The organism is Undibacterium sp. CY21W (genome assembly GCF_014284265.1).
GTDB classification, from domain to species: Bacteria; Pseudomonadota; Gammaproteobacteria; order Burkholderiales; family Burkholderiaceae_D; genus Undibacterium; species Undibacterium aquatile.
Map to the genome: position 1 here is coordinate 1 of NZ_JACOGE010000003.1, position 14136 is coordinate 14136.

Annotated in this window: 14 protein-coding genes; 10 read left to right on the forward strand and 4 right to left on the reverse strand. The window is 50.8% G+C overall.

Annotated elements, in window-relative coordinates; all coding sequences use genetic code 11:
- Positions 1 to 44 precede the first annotated feature (44 nt).
- Genes H8K29_RS08010 through H8K29_RS08020 form a run of 3 tightly spaced genes read right to left on the reverse strand, consistent with a single transcriptional unit; the run spans position 45 to position 3173 of the window.
- Positions 45 to 269 (reverse strand): acyloxyacyl hydrolase, encoded by a 225-nt coding sequence (locus tag H8K29_RS08010; RefSeq protein WP_186897174.1) that lies wholly within the window; start codon positions 267 to 269, stop codon positions 45 to 47.
- Positions 250 to 2280, reverse strand: a complete 2031-nt coding sequence (locus tag H8K29_RS08015; protein ID WP_186897175.1) for an ATP-binding protein — start codon at positions 2278 to 2280, stop codon at positions 250 to 252. The genes H8K29_RS08010 and H8K29_RS08015 overlap by 20 nt, the downstream gene beginning before the upstream one ends.
- A gap of 23 nt (positions 2281 to 2303) precedes the next feature.
- Complete coding sequence (locus tag H8K29_RS08020; protein WP_186897176.1) at positions 2304 to 3173, reverse strand: phosphate/phosphite/phosphonate ABC transporter substrate-binding protein; 870 nt, start codon at positions 3171 to 3173, stop codon at positions 2304 to 2306.
- 205 nt (positions 3174 to 3378) lie between these two features.
- Between H8K29_RS08020 and H8K29_RS08025 the strand changes: the two genes are divergently transcribed.
- The 7 genes from H8K29_RS08025 (at position 3379) to clpB (ending at position 10446) form a co-directional block, all read left to right on the forward strand.
- Positions 3379 to 3918: a glycine zipper 2TM domain-containing protein gene (locus H8K29_RS08025; protein ID WP_186897177.1), complete on the forward strand. Its 540-nt coding sequence runs from the start codon at positions 3379 to 3381 to the stop codon at positions 3916 to 3918.
- A gap of 97 nt (positions 3919 to 4015) precedes the next feature.
- Positions 4016 to 5221, forward strand: coding sequence for a gephyrin-like molybdotransferase Glp (gene glp / locus H8K29_RS08030; RefSeq protein WP_186897178.1), 1206 nt, complete (start codon positions 4016 to 4018; stop codon positions 5219 to 5221).
- A 30-nt stretch (positions 5222 to 5251) separates the two neighbouring features.
- On the forward strand, positions 5252 to 5509 hold the full coding sequence (moaD, locus tag H8K29_RS08035; RefSeq protein WP_186885609.1) for a molybdopterin converting factor subunit 1: 258 nt from the start codon (positions 5252 to 5254) through the stop codon (positions 5507 to 5509).
- 3 nt (positions 5510 to 5512) lie between these two features.
- A complete protein-coding gene (gene moaE / locus H8K29_RS08040) occupies positions 5513 to 6016 on the forward strand; it encodes a molybdopterin synthase catalytic subunit MoaE (RefSeq protein ID WP_186897179.1) in 504 nt (167 codons plus the stop codon).
- Between the two features lie 5 nt (positions 6017 to 6021).
- Entirely contained in the window at positions 6022 to 6396 is a 375-nt protein-coding gene (gene crcB / locus H8K29_RS08045) for a fluoride efflux transporter CrcB (RefSeq protein WP_186897501.1), read from the forward strand.
- A 236-nt stretch (positions 6397 to 6632) separates the two neighbouring features.
- The gene (gene pip, locus H8K29_RS08050; RefSeq protein ID WP_255423308.1) at positions 6633 to 7586 is read left to right on the forward strand and encodes a prolyl aminopeptidase; all 954 of its coding nucleotides are present in this window, start codon (positions 6633 to 6635) and stop codon (positions 7584 to 7586) included.
- A gap of 265 nt (positions 7587 to 7851) precedes the next feature.
- Positions 7852 to 10446 carry an ATP-dependent chaperone ClpB gene (clpB, locus tag H8K29_RS08055; RefSeq protein WP_186897181.1) on the forward strand — a complete coding sequence of 865 codons (2595 nt, stop codon included), beginning with the start codon at positions 7852 to 7854 and terminating at the stop codon, positions 10444 to 10446.
- Between the two features lie 48 nt (positions 10447 to 10494).
- Here the strand turns inward: clpB and H8K29_RS08060 are convergent, their stop codons facing one another.
- Positions 10495 to 11334 (reverse strand): helix-turn-helix domain-containing protein, encoded by an 840-nt coding sequence (locus H8K29_RS08060; protein ID WP_186897182.1) that lies wholly within the window; start codon positions 11332 to 11334, stop codon positions 10495 to 10497.
- Positions 11335 to 11439: 105 nt separating this feature from the next.
- Here H8K29_RS08060 and H8K29_RS08065 point away from each other — a divergent pair, with 105 nt between their 5' ends.
- The 3 genes from H8K29_RS08065 (at position 11440) to H8K29_RS08075 (ending at position 14135) form a co-directional block, all read left to right on the forward strand.
- Positions 11440 to 12684 carry an MFS transporter gene (locus H8K29_RS08065; protein WP_186897183.1) on the forward strand — a complete coding sequence of 415 codons (1245 nt, stop codon included), beginning with the start codon at positions 11440 to 11442 and terminating at the stop codon, positions 12682 to 12684.
- Positions 12685 to 12750: 66 nt separating this feature from the next.
- On the forward strand, positions 12751 to 13245 hold the full coding sequence (gene rraA, locus H8K29_RS08070) for a ribonuclease E activity regulator RraA (RefSeq protein ID WP_186897184.1): 495 nt from the start codon (positions 12751 to 12753) through the stop codon (positions 13243 to 13245).
- A gap of 47 nt (positions 13246 to 13292) precedes the next feature.
- The gene (locus H8K29_RS08075) at positions 13293 to 14135 is read left to right on the forward strand and encodes a TatD family hydrolase (RefSeq protein WP_186897185.1); all 843 of its coding nucleotides are present in this window, start codon (positions 13293 to 13295) and stop codon (positions 14133 to 14135) included.
- Position 14136: the final 1 nt, after the last annotated feature.

The window sequence follows — 14136 nt, forward strand, 5'->3', positions numbered from 1 at the left end:
CCGCAGGCTCCTTTGTTTGCTTTGCTGCCCCGATTCTCTACAACTTAGAAGTGGTAGCCAACTTTAACCGTGGCGACATTTACCCCGGGGTTGGGCTTTTTAATAGCGCCGTTGGAGAAATGCTGAACCTTGAGGCCTGCTTCCCAGCCGTTGCTGAACACGTAGCCTACGCCGATGTGATCTCCAAACTGGAATGCCGTCGAAAAGGCACGGCCGTTGTTGTTATAGACGTGGGAGACTGGTTTGCAACTACGCTTTATTGCCAGCAATTCTGGCTAAGACTTCGTAAAGGATAGCGCGGTTGATTGGTTTGGTGAGGTATCCATCAAGGCCGGATTTTAATGCTTCTTCCTTTTCGTCCAACATCGCCGAAGCTGTTAATGCGTATATCGGTATTTTGTAAGCGGTCTTTTTTTCTTCTTCAAATTTACGTATTTCTTTCGTTGCTTCCATGCCGCCCATGACTGGCATTTGCATGTCCATTAAAATCAGATCAAATTCATTTTCTTTCCAGTAATTGATCGCTTCCACGCCATTATTTGCCAGAGTAGTGGAGTGTCCTTGCCGTTCAACTAAATTTGTAATCAGCGTTTGATTAACGAGATTGTCCTCAGCAATTAAAACTCTTAACTGACGTTGAACTGGACTTTGATGTTGACGTTGTTTCCGTTCGCCTGGCAGGATTTGTTTCTCAGAAAATTTCAATGGCAAACTGAATGTGAATTTACCTCCTTTTCCTACTTCACTTTGTATGGAAATACGCCCACCCATGAGCTGTGCCAGTTTATGACTGATACTGAGCCCCAGGCCTGTGCCGCCAAAGCGACGTGTGGTAGAGGCATCTTGCTGAGAAAATGCGTCAAAGATGTAGGTTTGTTCTGATGCCGGGATACCAATACCTGAGTCGGTAACTGAAACGAGTAACTGAGGTGCGTCTTTTACATCGCGACTAACGGCAACATCGAAATGAACGCCTCCCCGATCTGTAAATTTCACTGCATTCGCAAGCAGATTGTGAACAATCTGGCGGATGCGAACTGGATCGCCGACGATGACATCGGGTAAATTTTCAGCGAAATGACATTGCATACTGAGGTTTTTCTTATGAGCACTAATTTCGTGTAACTTGAATATTTCATGCAATAAGTCATGCAGTTCAATATCGATGAACTCCAGTTCAATTTTGTCGGCCTCTATTTTACTGAAATCAAGAATATCGTTGATGATGACCAGCAAATTTTTAGCGGAACTATGCGCCATATTCAGGAATTCTCGTTGCTCAGTCGTGAGTGGCGTATCCATGCTTAGCTCCAGCATGCCGATCACGCCATTCATCGGTGTCCGTATCTCGTGACTCATATTCGCGAGGAATGCACTCTTTGCCTTGTTGGCTCCTTCCGCAGTTTCTTTCGCTGTTATCAGATCCTGTCGTATCTGTTCGGCTTCAGCTACCAGTTTTTCTATGCTGCTCAGAATGACAGAAATATTCTCTCCTTCTATAGGTTTATCTTTGACGTCAGGTAGCAGGCTGATCAGAATTTGCTTGAGTGAAGTGAGGGTGTTTTCGCGTTCATTGAGTTCAGTGCGTAGTTGACTCGCAGTGTTTTGCAAGGCGATCAGTGTTGCTCTGATTTCCAGTGGCGCATTCTGGATCAGTTTGGCATATTCGCTGTCGTGACCGCTCAGCGTTCCCAATTGTAAAACCTTTGATTTTTGCAGACTTCCCAGCCAGAGTTTAAGGGGGAACCAAATCAATATCAGACCGAACAGGAAACTCGCTAACGTCAACGCTGATGCTACCTGCATCATTTGCCACATTCGATAAGCAATTTGGGCGTCATCGTAAACCAGTCGCAATACTCCGTAATCTTCGCCGCCGACTTTGATGACGCGATTATCGTCATACAGATGATCTTCTACCCGACGAATAATCCACGAAGGAATATCATTTTTATTGATATTGCTTCTCTGAGTGCTTTCGATAAGACCTTGCTGCATGGGGATGAATTTTGCTGCAGCAAAATTAGGGCTGAGTACCATGCTGTCTAGCGTATGTTTGATACTGTCATAATCCCCGATGACGGCGCTGTCGGTGACGGTTCTCGCTGCGACTTCTAGCATGGAACTGGCGGATTCCTGCACCTCTTCAATTTCCTGCGTAAAACGCGTTTCGTAATATAAGGCAACGCCGGTGCACATCAATAACAGCCAGGTGGCGGAGTAAAGCAAGTACACCCGCAGTACCAGCGATTTCGGTAGAAAAAATCTTGAGAGTCGCACGTGATGGGCTTTTTAAGAAAGATTCAACGTAAGCTTGCAGGAGCCGATTGATAAAATTTTCTGTAACTCGCGTATTCACTGCCATCCGATGGGATGAAGTAAGTATCGCCCGTCAGGCCGATTTTTGTGGACGCCTGATGCAATATCTCTTTTCCTTGCGGATCATTTTTCATATTGAAGAAAGCGTCCGAAACTGCTTTTAAATCGGCTGGTTTTACTTTATTCGACGCCATCAATGCCAGATCATAATAAGGTTCAGACGACCACAGAATGCGGAATTTTTTCTTTTCGCGGATTGAATATGCAGTGATTAATTGCGAATTACCGCCGGTCGCCTGCACTTTACCTGCCAGTAACTGTGCGAGGGCACCATTCTGATTGCCGCCAAAAATAACATTCACGTCAATACCTTTGCTGATCAGGTGTGCCATCGGCACTTTGTAAGCGACCAGCGCTTCCGGGCCAGGAAATGTGATGTCCTTACCTTTCAGTTGACTGATGTCGGTAATGGGCGAATCTTCAGGGACGACGATTTGCCCGCTGACGGGCGGCACATTTCTGCGACCAAACACTTTCCAGCCTAACTTTTCGCGATCAGGGGAAAATAAATGATTGGTAAATGCAAAATCGACTTCTTTGGCCAAAACAAAACTGGTTGTATCAGCAGATGTTCTGCCCATTTTTAAACTTAGTTTGACGCCGCTTTTTTCTGAGACGTAATTAATGATCGGATTCCAGTATGCTGCGGTCAGATTGATGTCGTATTGATTGACCGGCGAGAAGCGGTACGCGGTATTTTCAGCGTATCCTTTCAACGGAACGAAGGTACAGACGATCAAGGCGACAGAGAGTAATTGTTGCCAGTAGTGGCGAAAAACAGTCGTATTCAACATGATTGACCTGATCAGTTATTGTTGTCAGTGGAAGATTATAGTCATGTTGAAAAATGACAATGTAAATTCTCTATTCGTCGGATTGCTTACGAGTGAACCGCCGTGAAGGAAATAGAGGATATCTTGCGCTTCAGTTTCATATCCGTGTCAACATGCGGCGGCACTTTTGCGTTATCACTAAATGCGATCTTTTTGGGAGTCAGACATGCGAACTAAAATACTGGTAACGACGTTGGTGATTACGGCACTTTCCGGCTGTGCAAATCAACGCTATACCGAAAACTACCCACAGCAATATCCAAATCAATATCCGCACCAGCATTCCCGACAATATCCGGATCGTCAGCCGAATACGTATCCTCAGAATCAATACCAGAACCAGTATCAGAATCAGCAAAATTATGGCGAACTGGCAACGATCGTCGGTATGCGTAATGTTGCTGTTGACGGCAATGTATCGGGTGCGGGAACCGTGGTTGGGGCACTCGTCGGTGGTGTGCTTGGCCATCAGGTCGGCAAAGGCACTGGCAATGACCTGGCAACGATAGGTGGTGCCATTGCTGGCGGTATCGTCGGTAACCAGATGGAGCGTGGTTCGGCAGGGCAGAAAATGCGCACCGAACTGACCGTACAATTTCCTAACGGCGAGACACGCACCATGCTGATCGATAACCACGCCGGTTATCGCGTCGGCGACCGGATACGGGTGACAATGCAAAACGGTCAGCTGATTCCTATGCAGTAATGCGGATGTGTCGTATCCCCCGAAGGTAGCAGTGTGTCATTGCTGCCTTCGGGATACAATGCGGGAATACGTACTTCATCATTCCTGAGCATGTGATATGACCGAAAAAAAATCTATGTTGAGCGTCGATCAGGCGCTCAATTTTTTATTGTCAGCGGCACGCCCGCTGACTGACACCAATCTCATTCCGACGATCGATGCGCATGGCCGCGTGCTGGCACAGGCGCAGTCTTCACTGCTGCATGTGCCACCGATGGACAACACGCAAATGGACGGCTACGCGGTGCGGGCAGCCGATTGCGTCAGCGGCGAAGCGCGCCTGCGGGTCGCTCAGCGGATTCCAGCCGGACATATAGGCACGCCATTGGAAGCTGGAACGGCTGCCCGAATTTTTACCGGAGCGATGATCCCAACCGGAGCCGATGCCGTCGTCATGCAAGAGCAATGCGTGGTTGATGGTGACTATGTCGTCATCCGTCATCAACCGCAAACAGGCGAATGGATACGCCGTCAGGGTGAAGATATCGCTGCTGGTGCGACCATATTACAACCCGGAACCCGCTTGCGGGCGCAGGAACTTGGGCTGGCGGCCTCGGTTGGACTGGCGCAATTACCCGTCATCCGCAAACCACGTGTTGCGGTGTTTTTTACCGGTGACGAACTGGCGATGCCGGGTGAAGCGTTGAAACCGGGTGCAATCTATAACTCCAATCGTTTTACGCTCACTGGTCTGCTGCAGGACATGGGCTGCGACATCACCGACTACGGCATCGTGCCGGACACACTGGCGGCGACGCGCGACACCTTGCGTAAAGCGGCACAGGCACATGATTTGATTATTACCTCCGGTGGTGTTTCCGTCGGTGAAGAGGATCACATCAAGCCGGCGGTGGAAGCCGAAGGGCGCCTGAACATGTGGCAGATCGCTGTCAAGCCGGGTAAGCCGCTCGCCTTTGGTGAGGTTGGGCAGGCGTTTTTCCTGGGTCTGCCGGGAAATCCGGTGTCGAGTTATGTGACTTTCCTGTTATTTGTGCGCCCGTTTCTGTTACGTATGCAAGGTGTTGAGCAGGTTGCGCCGCAATCTTACGTCCTGTGTGCCGATTTCAACTGGCCTAAACCCGATCGCCGTAATGAGTTTTTGCGTGCCCGCATCAATCCGCAAGGCGGGCTGGATTTATTCCCGAATCAGAGTTCAGGCGTGCTGACATCTACCGTCTGGGGCGATGGTCTGATTGACGTGGCACCGGGGCAGGTCATTCAGGCTGGCGACCAGGTACGTTTTTTACCGTTCGCATCATTTTAGATTTTTCCGCCTTACCGATAAAATTGCATCATGAAAATTCAATTACGTTTTTTTGCCAGCGTTCGTGAAAAACTCGGCTTATCTGAAGAAACCGTTACTTTGCCGGATGAAGTCACCACCGTCGGCGGTGTGCGGGCGTATCTGCAGTCGCGTGGCGGTCTCTGGGCCGACGTGCTGGCCGATGACCGCGCGTTGCGCATGGCGTTTGCGCACGTGATGTGTGATGCGGAAACACCCATCAGCGAAGGCGGTGAAGTGGCATTCTTCCCACCTGTGACCGGAGGTTAAATCATGACTGTGCGCGTGCAGACAGCAGATTTTGATCTGAGTACCGAAGTCGCCAACCTGCGTAAAAACAATACCGCGATTGGTGCCATCGTCAGTTTTGTCGGCGTTGTGCGTGATCTGAATGATGGTCAGAATGTGTCAGCGATGGAGCTGGAACATTATCCCGTGATGACGGAAAAAGCGCTTGAGGACATCGTTGTACAGGCAAACGCGCGCTGGGCGCTGCTCGATACGCTGGTCATTCATCGCGTCGGCGCTTTAATGCCTGCCGATCAGATCGTGCTCGTGGTGACTGCATCGAAGCATCGTGGCGAAGCATTTGCGGCCTGCGAATTCATCATGGATTATCTGAAAACGCAGGCGCCGTTCTGGAAAAAAGAACAGACGCCGGAAGGAGCACGCTGGGTTGATGCGCGCGAAGCCGATGATCAGGCGCTGAACAAATGGGGCATCTCTGCAAACAATGCCGCGACAGGTTCCGCCTCACCTGACGGAGCGTCAGCATGAACTGGCTGGGCTGGCTGGCGGTTGGTAGCGGTGCGGCACTGGGCGCATGGCTGCGCTGGGGACTGGGCTTGTGGTTCAATGGCATATTGACGCAATTGCCGGTGGGAACGCTGGCAGCAAATCTGGGCGGCGGTTATATTATCGGGCTGGCGGTGGCTTTTTTTACGGCTTATCCCGATTTGTCTCCGGCGTGGCGATTATTTCTGGTGACCGGATTTCTCGGCGGCCTGACCACGTTTTCGACGTTTTCCGCCGAATCCATGACCCTGCTGCAGCGGGGCGAGTTTGGCTGGGCGCTGGCACACATCAGCGTGCATTTGTTGGGCTCTATCCTGTGCTGCTTTGCCGGCTTTGCCAGCTACCGCGCTATCGCTGGTTGAATTACTGAAAAAGGGGGAGTATGTGCTGTTTTTGCCTTATTCTCAGCGAAAACAAAGGGCTTTAAAATATACTCGGGGGAGTATATTTAGCTCTGAAAAGGCTGTTTTTTTCTTGTTTTTGGCTTGCTGCAACTATTGCGCTGTGCCGTGCCGGGTGTCCCTGCACATACTTTCCCTTCCGTAAACCACTGTAAACCACATCATCTGACTGAACTGACATCATGACAAGCGACACCATGCGCACTGTTTTTCCTGAAATCGAACCTTACCGAACCGGCACGCTGGCGGTGGATGAGCTGCATACCCTGTACTGGGAAGAGTGCGGTAATCCTGACGGTCAGCCTGTGCTGTTTCTGCACGGTGGCCCAGGTGCCGGTACCTCGCCGTCGCACCGACGATTCTTTGATCCGGCACATTACCGCATCGTGCTGTTCGATCAGCGTGGTGCAGGTAAATCAACGCCGCTGGGCGAATATCGGAATAACACCACACCGCTGTTGATTGATGACATAGAAAAAATCCGCGTCATGCTCGGCATACAGCAATGGCTGGTCTTTGGTGGTTCCTGGGGCTCTACGCTGGCGCTGGCGTATGGCGAAGCCCATCCTGAACGCTGCCTTGGCTTTGTCCTGCGTGGCATTTTCCTGTGCACCAAGGCCGAGGTTGATTGGTTCGTCAATGGGATGGGATATTTTTACCCTGAAATTCATCAGCGTTTTGCTGAAGCGATTCCTGTTGAAGAACGTGGTGATCTGCTGCAAGCGTATGTGAAGCGCCTGTTCTGCGATGACCCTGCGATCTACATGGAAGCAGCACGTAACTGGAGCCGCTACGAAGGTTCCTGCCTGTTTCTGAAACCGCAAGCTGAGGCAATTGCCAGTTTCGAATCCGATGAGGTCAGTCTCGGCATCGGTCGCCTGGAAGCGCACTACATGCAGCATGGCGCTTTCATGGATGACGATGCCTTAATCCGCAACATCGCCAAAATCCGCCATCTGCCGGCCGTGATCGTACAAGGGCGTTATGACGTGATCTGTCCACCCGTATCGGCCTATCGCCTGCATCAGGCGTGGCCGGAAGCAGCCTACCATGTGATTGGTGACGCCGGTCATGCCGCGATGGAGCCGGGGATTGCCTCTGCGCTGGTACAGGCCACCGAAGATTTCAAAACGCAGCGCCGATTTTCCTGAGCCCGGCCACATCTGTTGTAGTTGGTCATCGATTGCCTCTGAGCTGTTCTTTTGAGCCGCTCAGATTGCTTCTGGCTAGCCGCCAATTACGCGGTCAGAAAGTACCGCCGAAAAAGCGTGATATGGCGCAAACAAAGCGTAATTCAAGGCATATATTTTTAAATTTGATTTGCCGAAAAATAAGGCAGGCAGTATCTTTGAGAATGCTTGAAATCAGCATAGCCGTCCCAAATTGTAGCGATAATTCATCATACAGGAGCAGCAAATGCGTCTCGATAAACTCACTACCAAGTTGCAGGAAGCACTGGCTGACGCGCAAAGTCAGGCAGTCGGCAATGACAATCAATATATAGAGCCAGTACATGTGCTGCTGGCCTTAATCAATCAGGATGACGGCGGTAGCCGTTCGCTGCTGCAGCGGGCGGGCGTGAATGTCAATGCGCTTGTGAACGCGTTGAAAAGTGCGGTGGATCGCCTGCCGAAAGTCACCGGCACCGATGGTCAGGTACAGATAGGTCGTGAATTAACGGGCTTATTGAATCTGGCCGACAAAGAATCGCAAAAACGTGGCGACGAGTTTCTTGCCAGTGAAATGGTGTTGCTGGCACTGACGGATGATAAATCCGAAGCGGGTAAACTGGCGCGTGAAAACGGCCTGACCCGTAAATCATTAGAAGCGGCGATTTCGGCGGTGCGCGGTGGCGGTAACGTCAATTCGCAGGATGCCGAGGGACAGCGCGAAGCATTGAAAAAATACACACTCGATCTGACCGAACGGGCACGTCTGGGCAAGCTTGATCCTGTGATCGGGCGTGATGATGAAATCCGTCGTGCGATTCAGATTTTGCAGCGTCGCAGTAAAAATAACCCTGTGCTGATTGGTGAACCCGGCGTCGGTAAAACCGCGATTGTCGAAGGGTTGGCGCAACGTATCGTGAATGGCGAAGTGCCGGATAGTCTGAAATCCAAACGCGTGTTGTCGCTGGATATGGCAGCATTGCTGGCGGGTGCGAAATTCCGTGGTGAATTTGAAGAGCGGCTGAAAGCAGTGCTGAAAGAAATCGCGCTCGATGAAGGGCAAACCATCGTCTTCATCGACGAGTTGCACACCATGGTCGGCGCGGGTAAAGCAGAGGGCGCGATGGATGCCGGCAATATGCTGAAACCGGCACTGGCACGCGGCGAATTGCATTGCGTTGGTGCGACCACGCTCGATGAATACCGCAAATACATAGAGAAAGACGCGGCGCTGGAACGTCGTTTCCAGAAGATTATTGTCGATGAGCCTAGCGTCGAGGCAACGATTGCGATCTTGCGCGGCTTGCAGGAAAAATACGAAGTGCATCATGGTGTCGATATCACCGATCCGGCGATCGTCGCGGCGGCTGAACTCTCGCATCGCTATATTACCGACCGCTTTTTGCCTGATAAGGCAATTGATCTGATTGATGAAGCTGCATCAAAAATCAAGATTGAGATCGATTCGAAACCAGAGGTGATGGATAAGCTCGATCGTCGTCTGATTCAGTTGAAAATTGAACGTGAAGCAGTCAAGCGTGAAAAGGATGAAGCGTCCCATAAACGTCTGGCGCTGATCGAGGAAGAAATCGAAAAACTGTCGCGCGAATATGCCGATCTGGAAGAAGTCTGGAAGGCAGAAAAATCGATGGTGCAGGGCAGCACGCACATCAAGGAAGAGATAGAAAAAATTCGCGTGCAGATGGATGAGGCAAAACGCAAAGGCGACTGGCAAACCATGTCTGAGTTGCAGTATGGACGTTTGCCGGAGCTGGAAGCGCAACTCAAGCAAGCCGATACGCAGACAGACAAAGACCAGCAGGCCAGCGGCGGTAAGTTGCGTTTGCTGCGCACGCAGGTCGGAGCCGAAGAAATTGCGGAAATCGTGTCACGTGCGACCGGCATTCCTGTCTCCCGCATGATGCAGGGCGAGCGCGAAAAACTGCTGCACATGGAAGATGCGTTGCATGAGCGCGTGGTTGGTCAGCATGAGGCGATCGTTGCTGTGTCGGATGCGATCCGCCGTTCGCGTGCGGGGTTGGGTGATCCTGGTCGTCCGTATGGTTCTTTCCTATTCCTTGGCCCGACCGGTGTCGGTAAAACAGAGTTGTGTAAAGCCTTGGCTAATTTCATGTTCGATACCGAAGAGTCGTTGATTCGTATCGATATGAGTGAGTTTATGGAAAAACACAGTGTGGCACGCCTGATCGGTGCGCCACCGGGCTATGTCGGCTATGAAGAGGGTGGTTATCTGACGGAAGCGGTGCGCCGCAAGCCGTACAGTGTGATTCTGCTCGATGAAGTGGAAAAAGCGCATCACGATGTGTTTAACGTCTTGTTGCAGGTGCTGGACGATGGTCGTATGACTGACGGTCAAGGTCGCACGGTTGACTTTAAAAACACCGTGATTGTGATGACATCGAATCTGGGTTCGCATCAGATACAAGCGATGGAGGGCAGCGACCCTGAGGTAGTGAAAATGGCAGTGATGGGCGAAGTCAAAACCCATTTCCGGCCTGAATTCATTAACCGGATTGATGAGATCGTGGTCTTCCATGCACTGGATGCGAAAAATATCGGCGCGATTGCGAAGATACAGCTCAAAACGCTGGAGCAGCGTTTGCAACAGATGGATATGGGCTTACAGGTCAGCGATGCTGCCTTGCTGAAAATTGCCGAAGCTGGTTTCGACCCTGTGTATGGCGCACGTCCTTTGAAACGTGCGATACAGCAGGAAATCGAAAATGTTTTGTCGAAGCAAATTTTGCAAGGAAAATTCGGGCCGAAAGACGTTATTTCTATCGATGCGAAAGATGGTGAACTTGTTTTCGGTAAAGTGTGATTAAATAGCCGGGAGCAAGTTACGGCGGTGCGTAAGCACCGCCTTTTTTTATGTCGGTTGAATTGAGTTGCTATTAATTGAGTTGCTATTTTTTCTGCTGAGAGATTTTCTATTAAAGAAAATAGTTGGAGTTGTACCCAGCGTTTTTTTGAACATAGCAGAAAATGCAGACTGACTGGTATAGCCGAGTTCTGTTGCGACTTGTGATAATGGCATGCCTGATGCGATGAGTGGTGTTGCCATCGCAAGACGCATTTGCTGACGCCAGTGACTGAAACTCATGCTTAGTTCTTTGTGAAATAAACGGCTCAACGTTCGTGCTGATGCGCCACTATGTTTTGCCAACAGATCCAGACTTTCCTGATTGGCGGGGTTGTTGAGCAGACGTTCGCATAGGTTTTTTAGCCTTTTGTCTTGAGGCATGGGTAAGTGTATGGGCAGCGGTCTGGCTGCCCGCAATTCGTCAAAGATCACTTCAAACAGGTGTGTTTCACGACTGCATCCCCGCTCAAATTGTGCCATAGCTGCGATCAGCTCGCGTAATAGGCCAGATACGTCGATGATTACGCAACTGTCAGTGGGAAATGGATTGAAATCCTTGTGTATCTGAAGCACGCGTAACTGCGAATTTGCGAGGGTGCGCACTTCATGCAACATATCTGGTGGTATCCATACTGCACGCATTGGTGGTACAAACCAGATATTGCCATCAGCAAGCACCTGCAGCATGCCTTGAGGTGTATAGGTTAGTTGTCCCCATGCGTGCTGATGTGCTTCCAGATTTCTGGCATGTTTCATATCCCTGGAATTGAGCCGTATCGGACGCATTGGTGTCGGATGTCTTTCCGGCGGATGTGGTTGATAGCGCGTCAGTTGGCGAGTACGCATAATTAAAATATGGCAGTTTTGAGATAAATAATGTCATGGTATCTTAAATCTGCCTGAGGGAAATTCCTTAGACTGACGCTGTTTTCTTCAAATTCCGGAGTTTTTATGTCTACAGCAGAAATTGTGCCCGGCTCGCCAGTGCCGCCTACTCAGGTAAAACAAGATGCGATGGTGATAGGTCTGGTCGGCGTCGCCCACGCTATTTCGCATTTTTTTCATATGATTCTGGCACCTTTGTTCCCCTGGATTAAAGAATCCTTCAGTTTGTCGTATGCCGAACTTGGCTTGTTGATGACGGTGTTCTTTGTTATTTCAGGTATAGGGCAGGCTTTGTCCGGGTTTGTCGTCGATAAACTTGGTGCGCGTACGGTCTTATTCTTTGGTATCAGTTGCCTTGGATTTGCCGCGCTGGTGCTGTCATCCGCACAAAATTATGCAATGTTGTTGCTGGGGGCGATGCTGGCCGGTGTTGGTAATAGTGTGTTCCATCCTTCTGACTACACTTTGCTGAATAAGCGGGTGTCACCTGCGCGGCTGGGATACGCATTTTCTGTGCACGGCATCAGCGGCAATCTGGGCTGGGCTGCGGCGCCTGTTTTTCTGGTCACGATCGCCCAATTCACAACCTGGCGCACCGCGTTATTTTGTGCAGCCTTTCTGCCTTTCATGGTGCTGACGCTCTTGTTTATTTATCGCGATTTATTGCATACCGATATTGTTCATCCGGCGCATCCACATGCCAGTGCTCATACGAAAGAAGGTGTGCTGGATTTCCTGAAACTTCCCGCGATCTGGATGTGCTTCGGTTTCTTTTTTATGTCGGCGATGGCGCTGGGTGGCATACAAAGTTTTTCCGCCGCGGGTTTGCGTGACCTGTATGGCATGTCCTTAAACGCAGCGACCACGGCTTACACCATGTTCATGCTGGCGTCGGCATGCGGCATGTTGCTGGGCGGTTTTCTGGCCGCCAGAGCCAGTCACCACGACAGAATTATTACGCTCGCTTTCAGTCTGGCCGGTGTATTTTCTGTTTTGCTGGCAACTGGTTGGTCGAACACACTGATGGCGATAGTGCTGATGGCGGGAATCGGTTTTGGTTCCGGCATTGCAGGCCCATCCCGTGATTTGTTGATTCGCGCTGCAACGCCTAAAAATGCGACTGGCCGCGTGTATGGCATTGTCTATTCCGGTCTGGACTCCGGATTGGCGGTCGCACCGTTACTGTTTGGCGCCATCATGGATGGCCGTCATTCTTCGTGGGTGTTTATCTGTGTCGGTGTATTTCAGGTGTTGACAATACTGACTGCAGTCAATGTTGGTGGTCGTACCCGGGCATTGGCTGCAGCATAGTCTCAGGCTAAAATGAGTCGGTCTGCCACTTTCGGCAGGCTTGAATAATAAGAAAGAGGACAACTCATGAGCTTTGCAAGCTGCGATATCTGTGATGCAAACGAAGATAAATTGGTGAGCGGTGAGCTGGCAGCACTGCCACCGGTATTCAAGAGTTACGGGGTGAAGACAAAATTCAGCGGGCCCGCCACGACACTGAAAGCGTTTGAAGATAATGGCATGGTGCGCACCGTGCTGGAGACGCCGGGTAACGGTCATGTTCTCGTGATTGATGGCGGTGGCAGTCTGCGCTGTGCTTTAGTTGGTGGCAATCTGGCGGTGCTGGCGGAGAAAAATGGCTGGGCCGGTATCGTCGTTCATGGTTGTATTCGCGATGTTGACGAAATCAACGCTTGTAACATCGGTGTCCGCGCCTTGGCTGCGATGCCCGTCAAGAGCGTCAAATGGGGCGGCGGTGAGCAGAATTTGCGTATCTCGATTACTGGCGTTGCGGTGTCTCCGGGCGACTGGATCTACGCCGATGCCGACGGCGTACTGGTCGCCAGGCAACAATTGCACTGACCCGCAAATGCTGTGATATAGAAAAAGACTTAAGGAAAGTTATCTGCATGTGGATAGACACACACTGCCATCTTGATGCTTCTGAATTTGCAGGAGCATTCCTTGCTCTGGCTGAGGCAGCGGCGAAATCAGGTGTGTCTGCAATCGTGATTCCTGCTGTACATAAAAATAATTTTGCAGCCGTCGAAGCTTTATCGCAACAACGCGAGGACTGTTTTTACGCGCTCGGTATTCATCCTATGTATGTGCCGACTTCGGATGAGAAAGACTTATTGTTTCTGCGTGAAAAAGTGGCTGCATTGATGAGCCGGGACAACACGTCAAATGTGGCGACAGATGTACAGAATCAACTGCCTGCGAATCGCTTTGTCGCCATCGGTGAAATCGGGCTCGACTTTTTTGTCCCTGCGTTGAAAGAAAGTCCTTTGCGGGAAAAACAGGAATTTTTTTTTAGTGAACAACTGAAAATTGCGCGTGAGTTTGAACTTCCGGTGTTACTACATGTGCGACGTTCGCAGGATACGGTGCTCAAGTATCTGCGCCGCATCCGCGTACCGGGTGGTATTGCGCATGCGTTTAATGGCAGCCATCAGCAAGCGCAGACATTTATCGATCTTGGTTTTAAGCTGGGGCTGGGTGGGGCGATGACCTATACACGTGCGCTGCAAATCCGGCGACTGGCGACAGAGTTACCTCTGACCGCACTGGTGTTGGAAACAGATGCGCCGGATATGTCTCCCAGCTGGATTCCACACGCGATCAATACGCCGGCAGAGTTGCCTGCAATCGCCACTGTGCTTGCCGGGTTGCGCGGCGTGACGCCTGTCGACGTCGGCATGGCAACGACCTCCAATGCACAGGCGGTGCTGCCGCGCATGCGCAGATCCTGAT

What these genes read in the sequence shown, in the direction of transcription:
- glp (WP_186897178.1), top strand. Translation starts at nt 4,016, where the DNA reads ATGACCGAAAAAAAATCTATGTTGAGCGTCGATCAGGCGCTCAATTTT.
- pip (WP_255423308.1), top strand. Translation starts at nt 6,633, where the DNA reads ATGCGCACTGTTTTTCCTGAAATCGAACCTTACCGAACCGGCACGCTG.
- H8K29_RS08025 (WP_186897177.1), top strand. Translation starts at nt 3,379, where the DNA reads ATGCGAACTAAAATACTGGTAACGACGTTGGTGATTACGGCACTTTCC.
- moaD (WP_186885609.1), top strand. Translation starts at nt 5,252, where the DNA reads ATGAAAATTCAATTACGTTTTTTTGCCAGCGTTCGTGAAAAACTCGGC.
- H8K29_RS08065 (WP_186897183.1), top strand. Translation starts at nt 11,440, where the DNA reads ATGTCTACAGCAGAAATTGTGCCCGGCTCGCCAGTGCCGCCTACTCAG.
- moaE (WP_186897179.1), top strand. Translation starts at nt 5,513, where the DNA reads ATGACTGTGCGCGTGCAGACAGCAGATTTTGATCTGAGTACCGAAGTC.
- H8K29_RS08020 (WP_186897176.1), bottom strand. Translation starts at nt 3,173, where the DNA reads ATGTTGAATACGACTGTTTTTCGCCACTACTGGCAACAATTACTCTCT.
- clpB (WP_186897181.1), top strand. Translation starts at nt 7,852, where the DNA reads ATGCGTCTCGATAAACTCACTACCAAGTTGCAGGAAGCACTGGCTGAC.
- H8K29_RS08075 (WP_186897185.1), top strand. Translation starts at nt 13,293, where the DNA reads ATGTGGATAGACACACACTGCCATCTTGATGCTTCTGAATTTGCAGGA.
- rraA (WP_186897184.1), top strand. Translation starts at nt 12,751, where the DNA reads ATGAGCTTTGCAAGCTGCGATATCTGTGATGCAAACGAAGATAAATTG.
- H8K29_RS08060 (WP_186897182.1), bottom strand. Translation starts at nt 11,334, where the DNA reads ATGCGTACTCGCCAACTGACGCGCTATCAACCACATCCGCCGGAAAGA.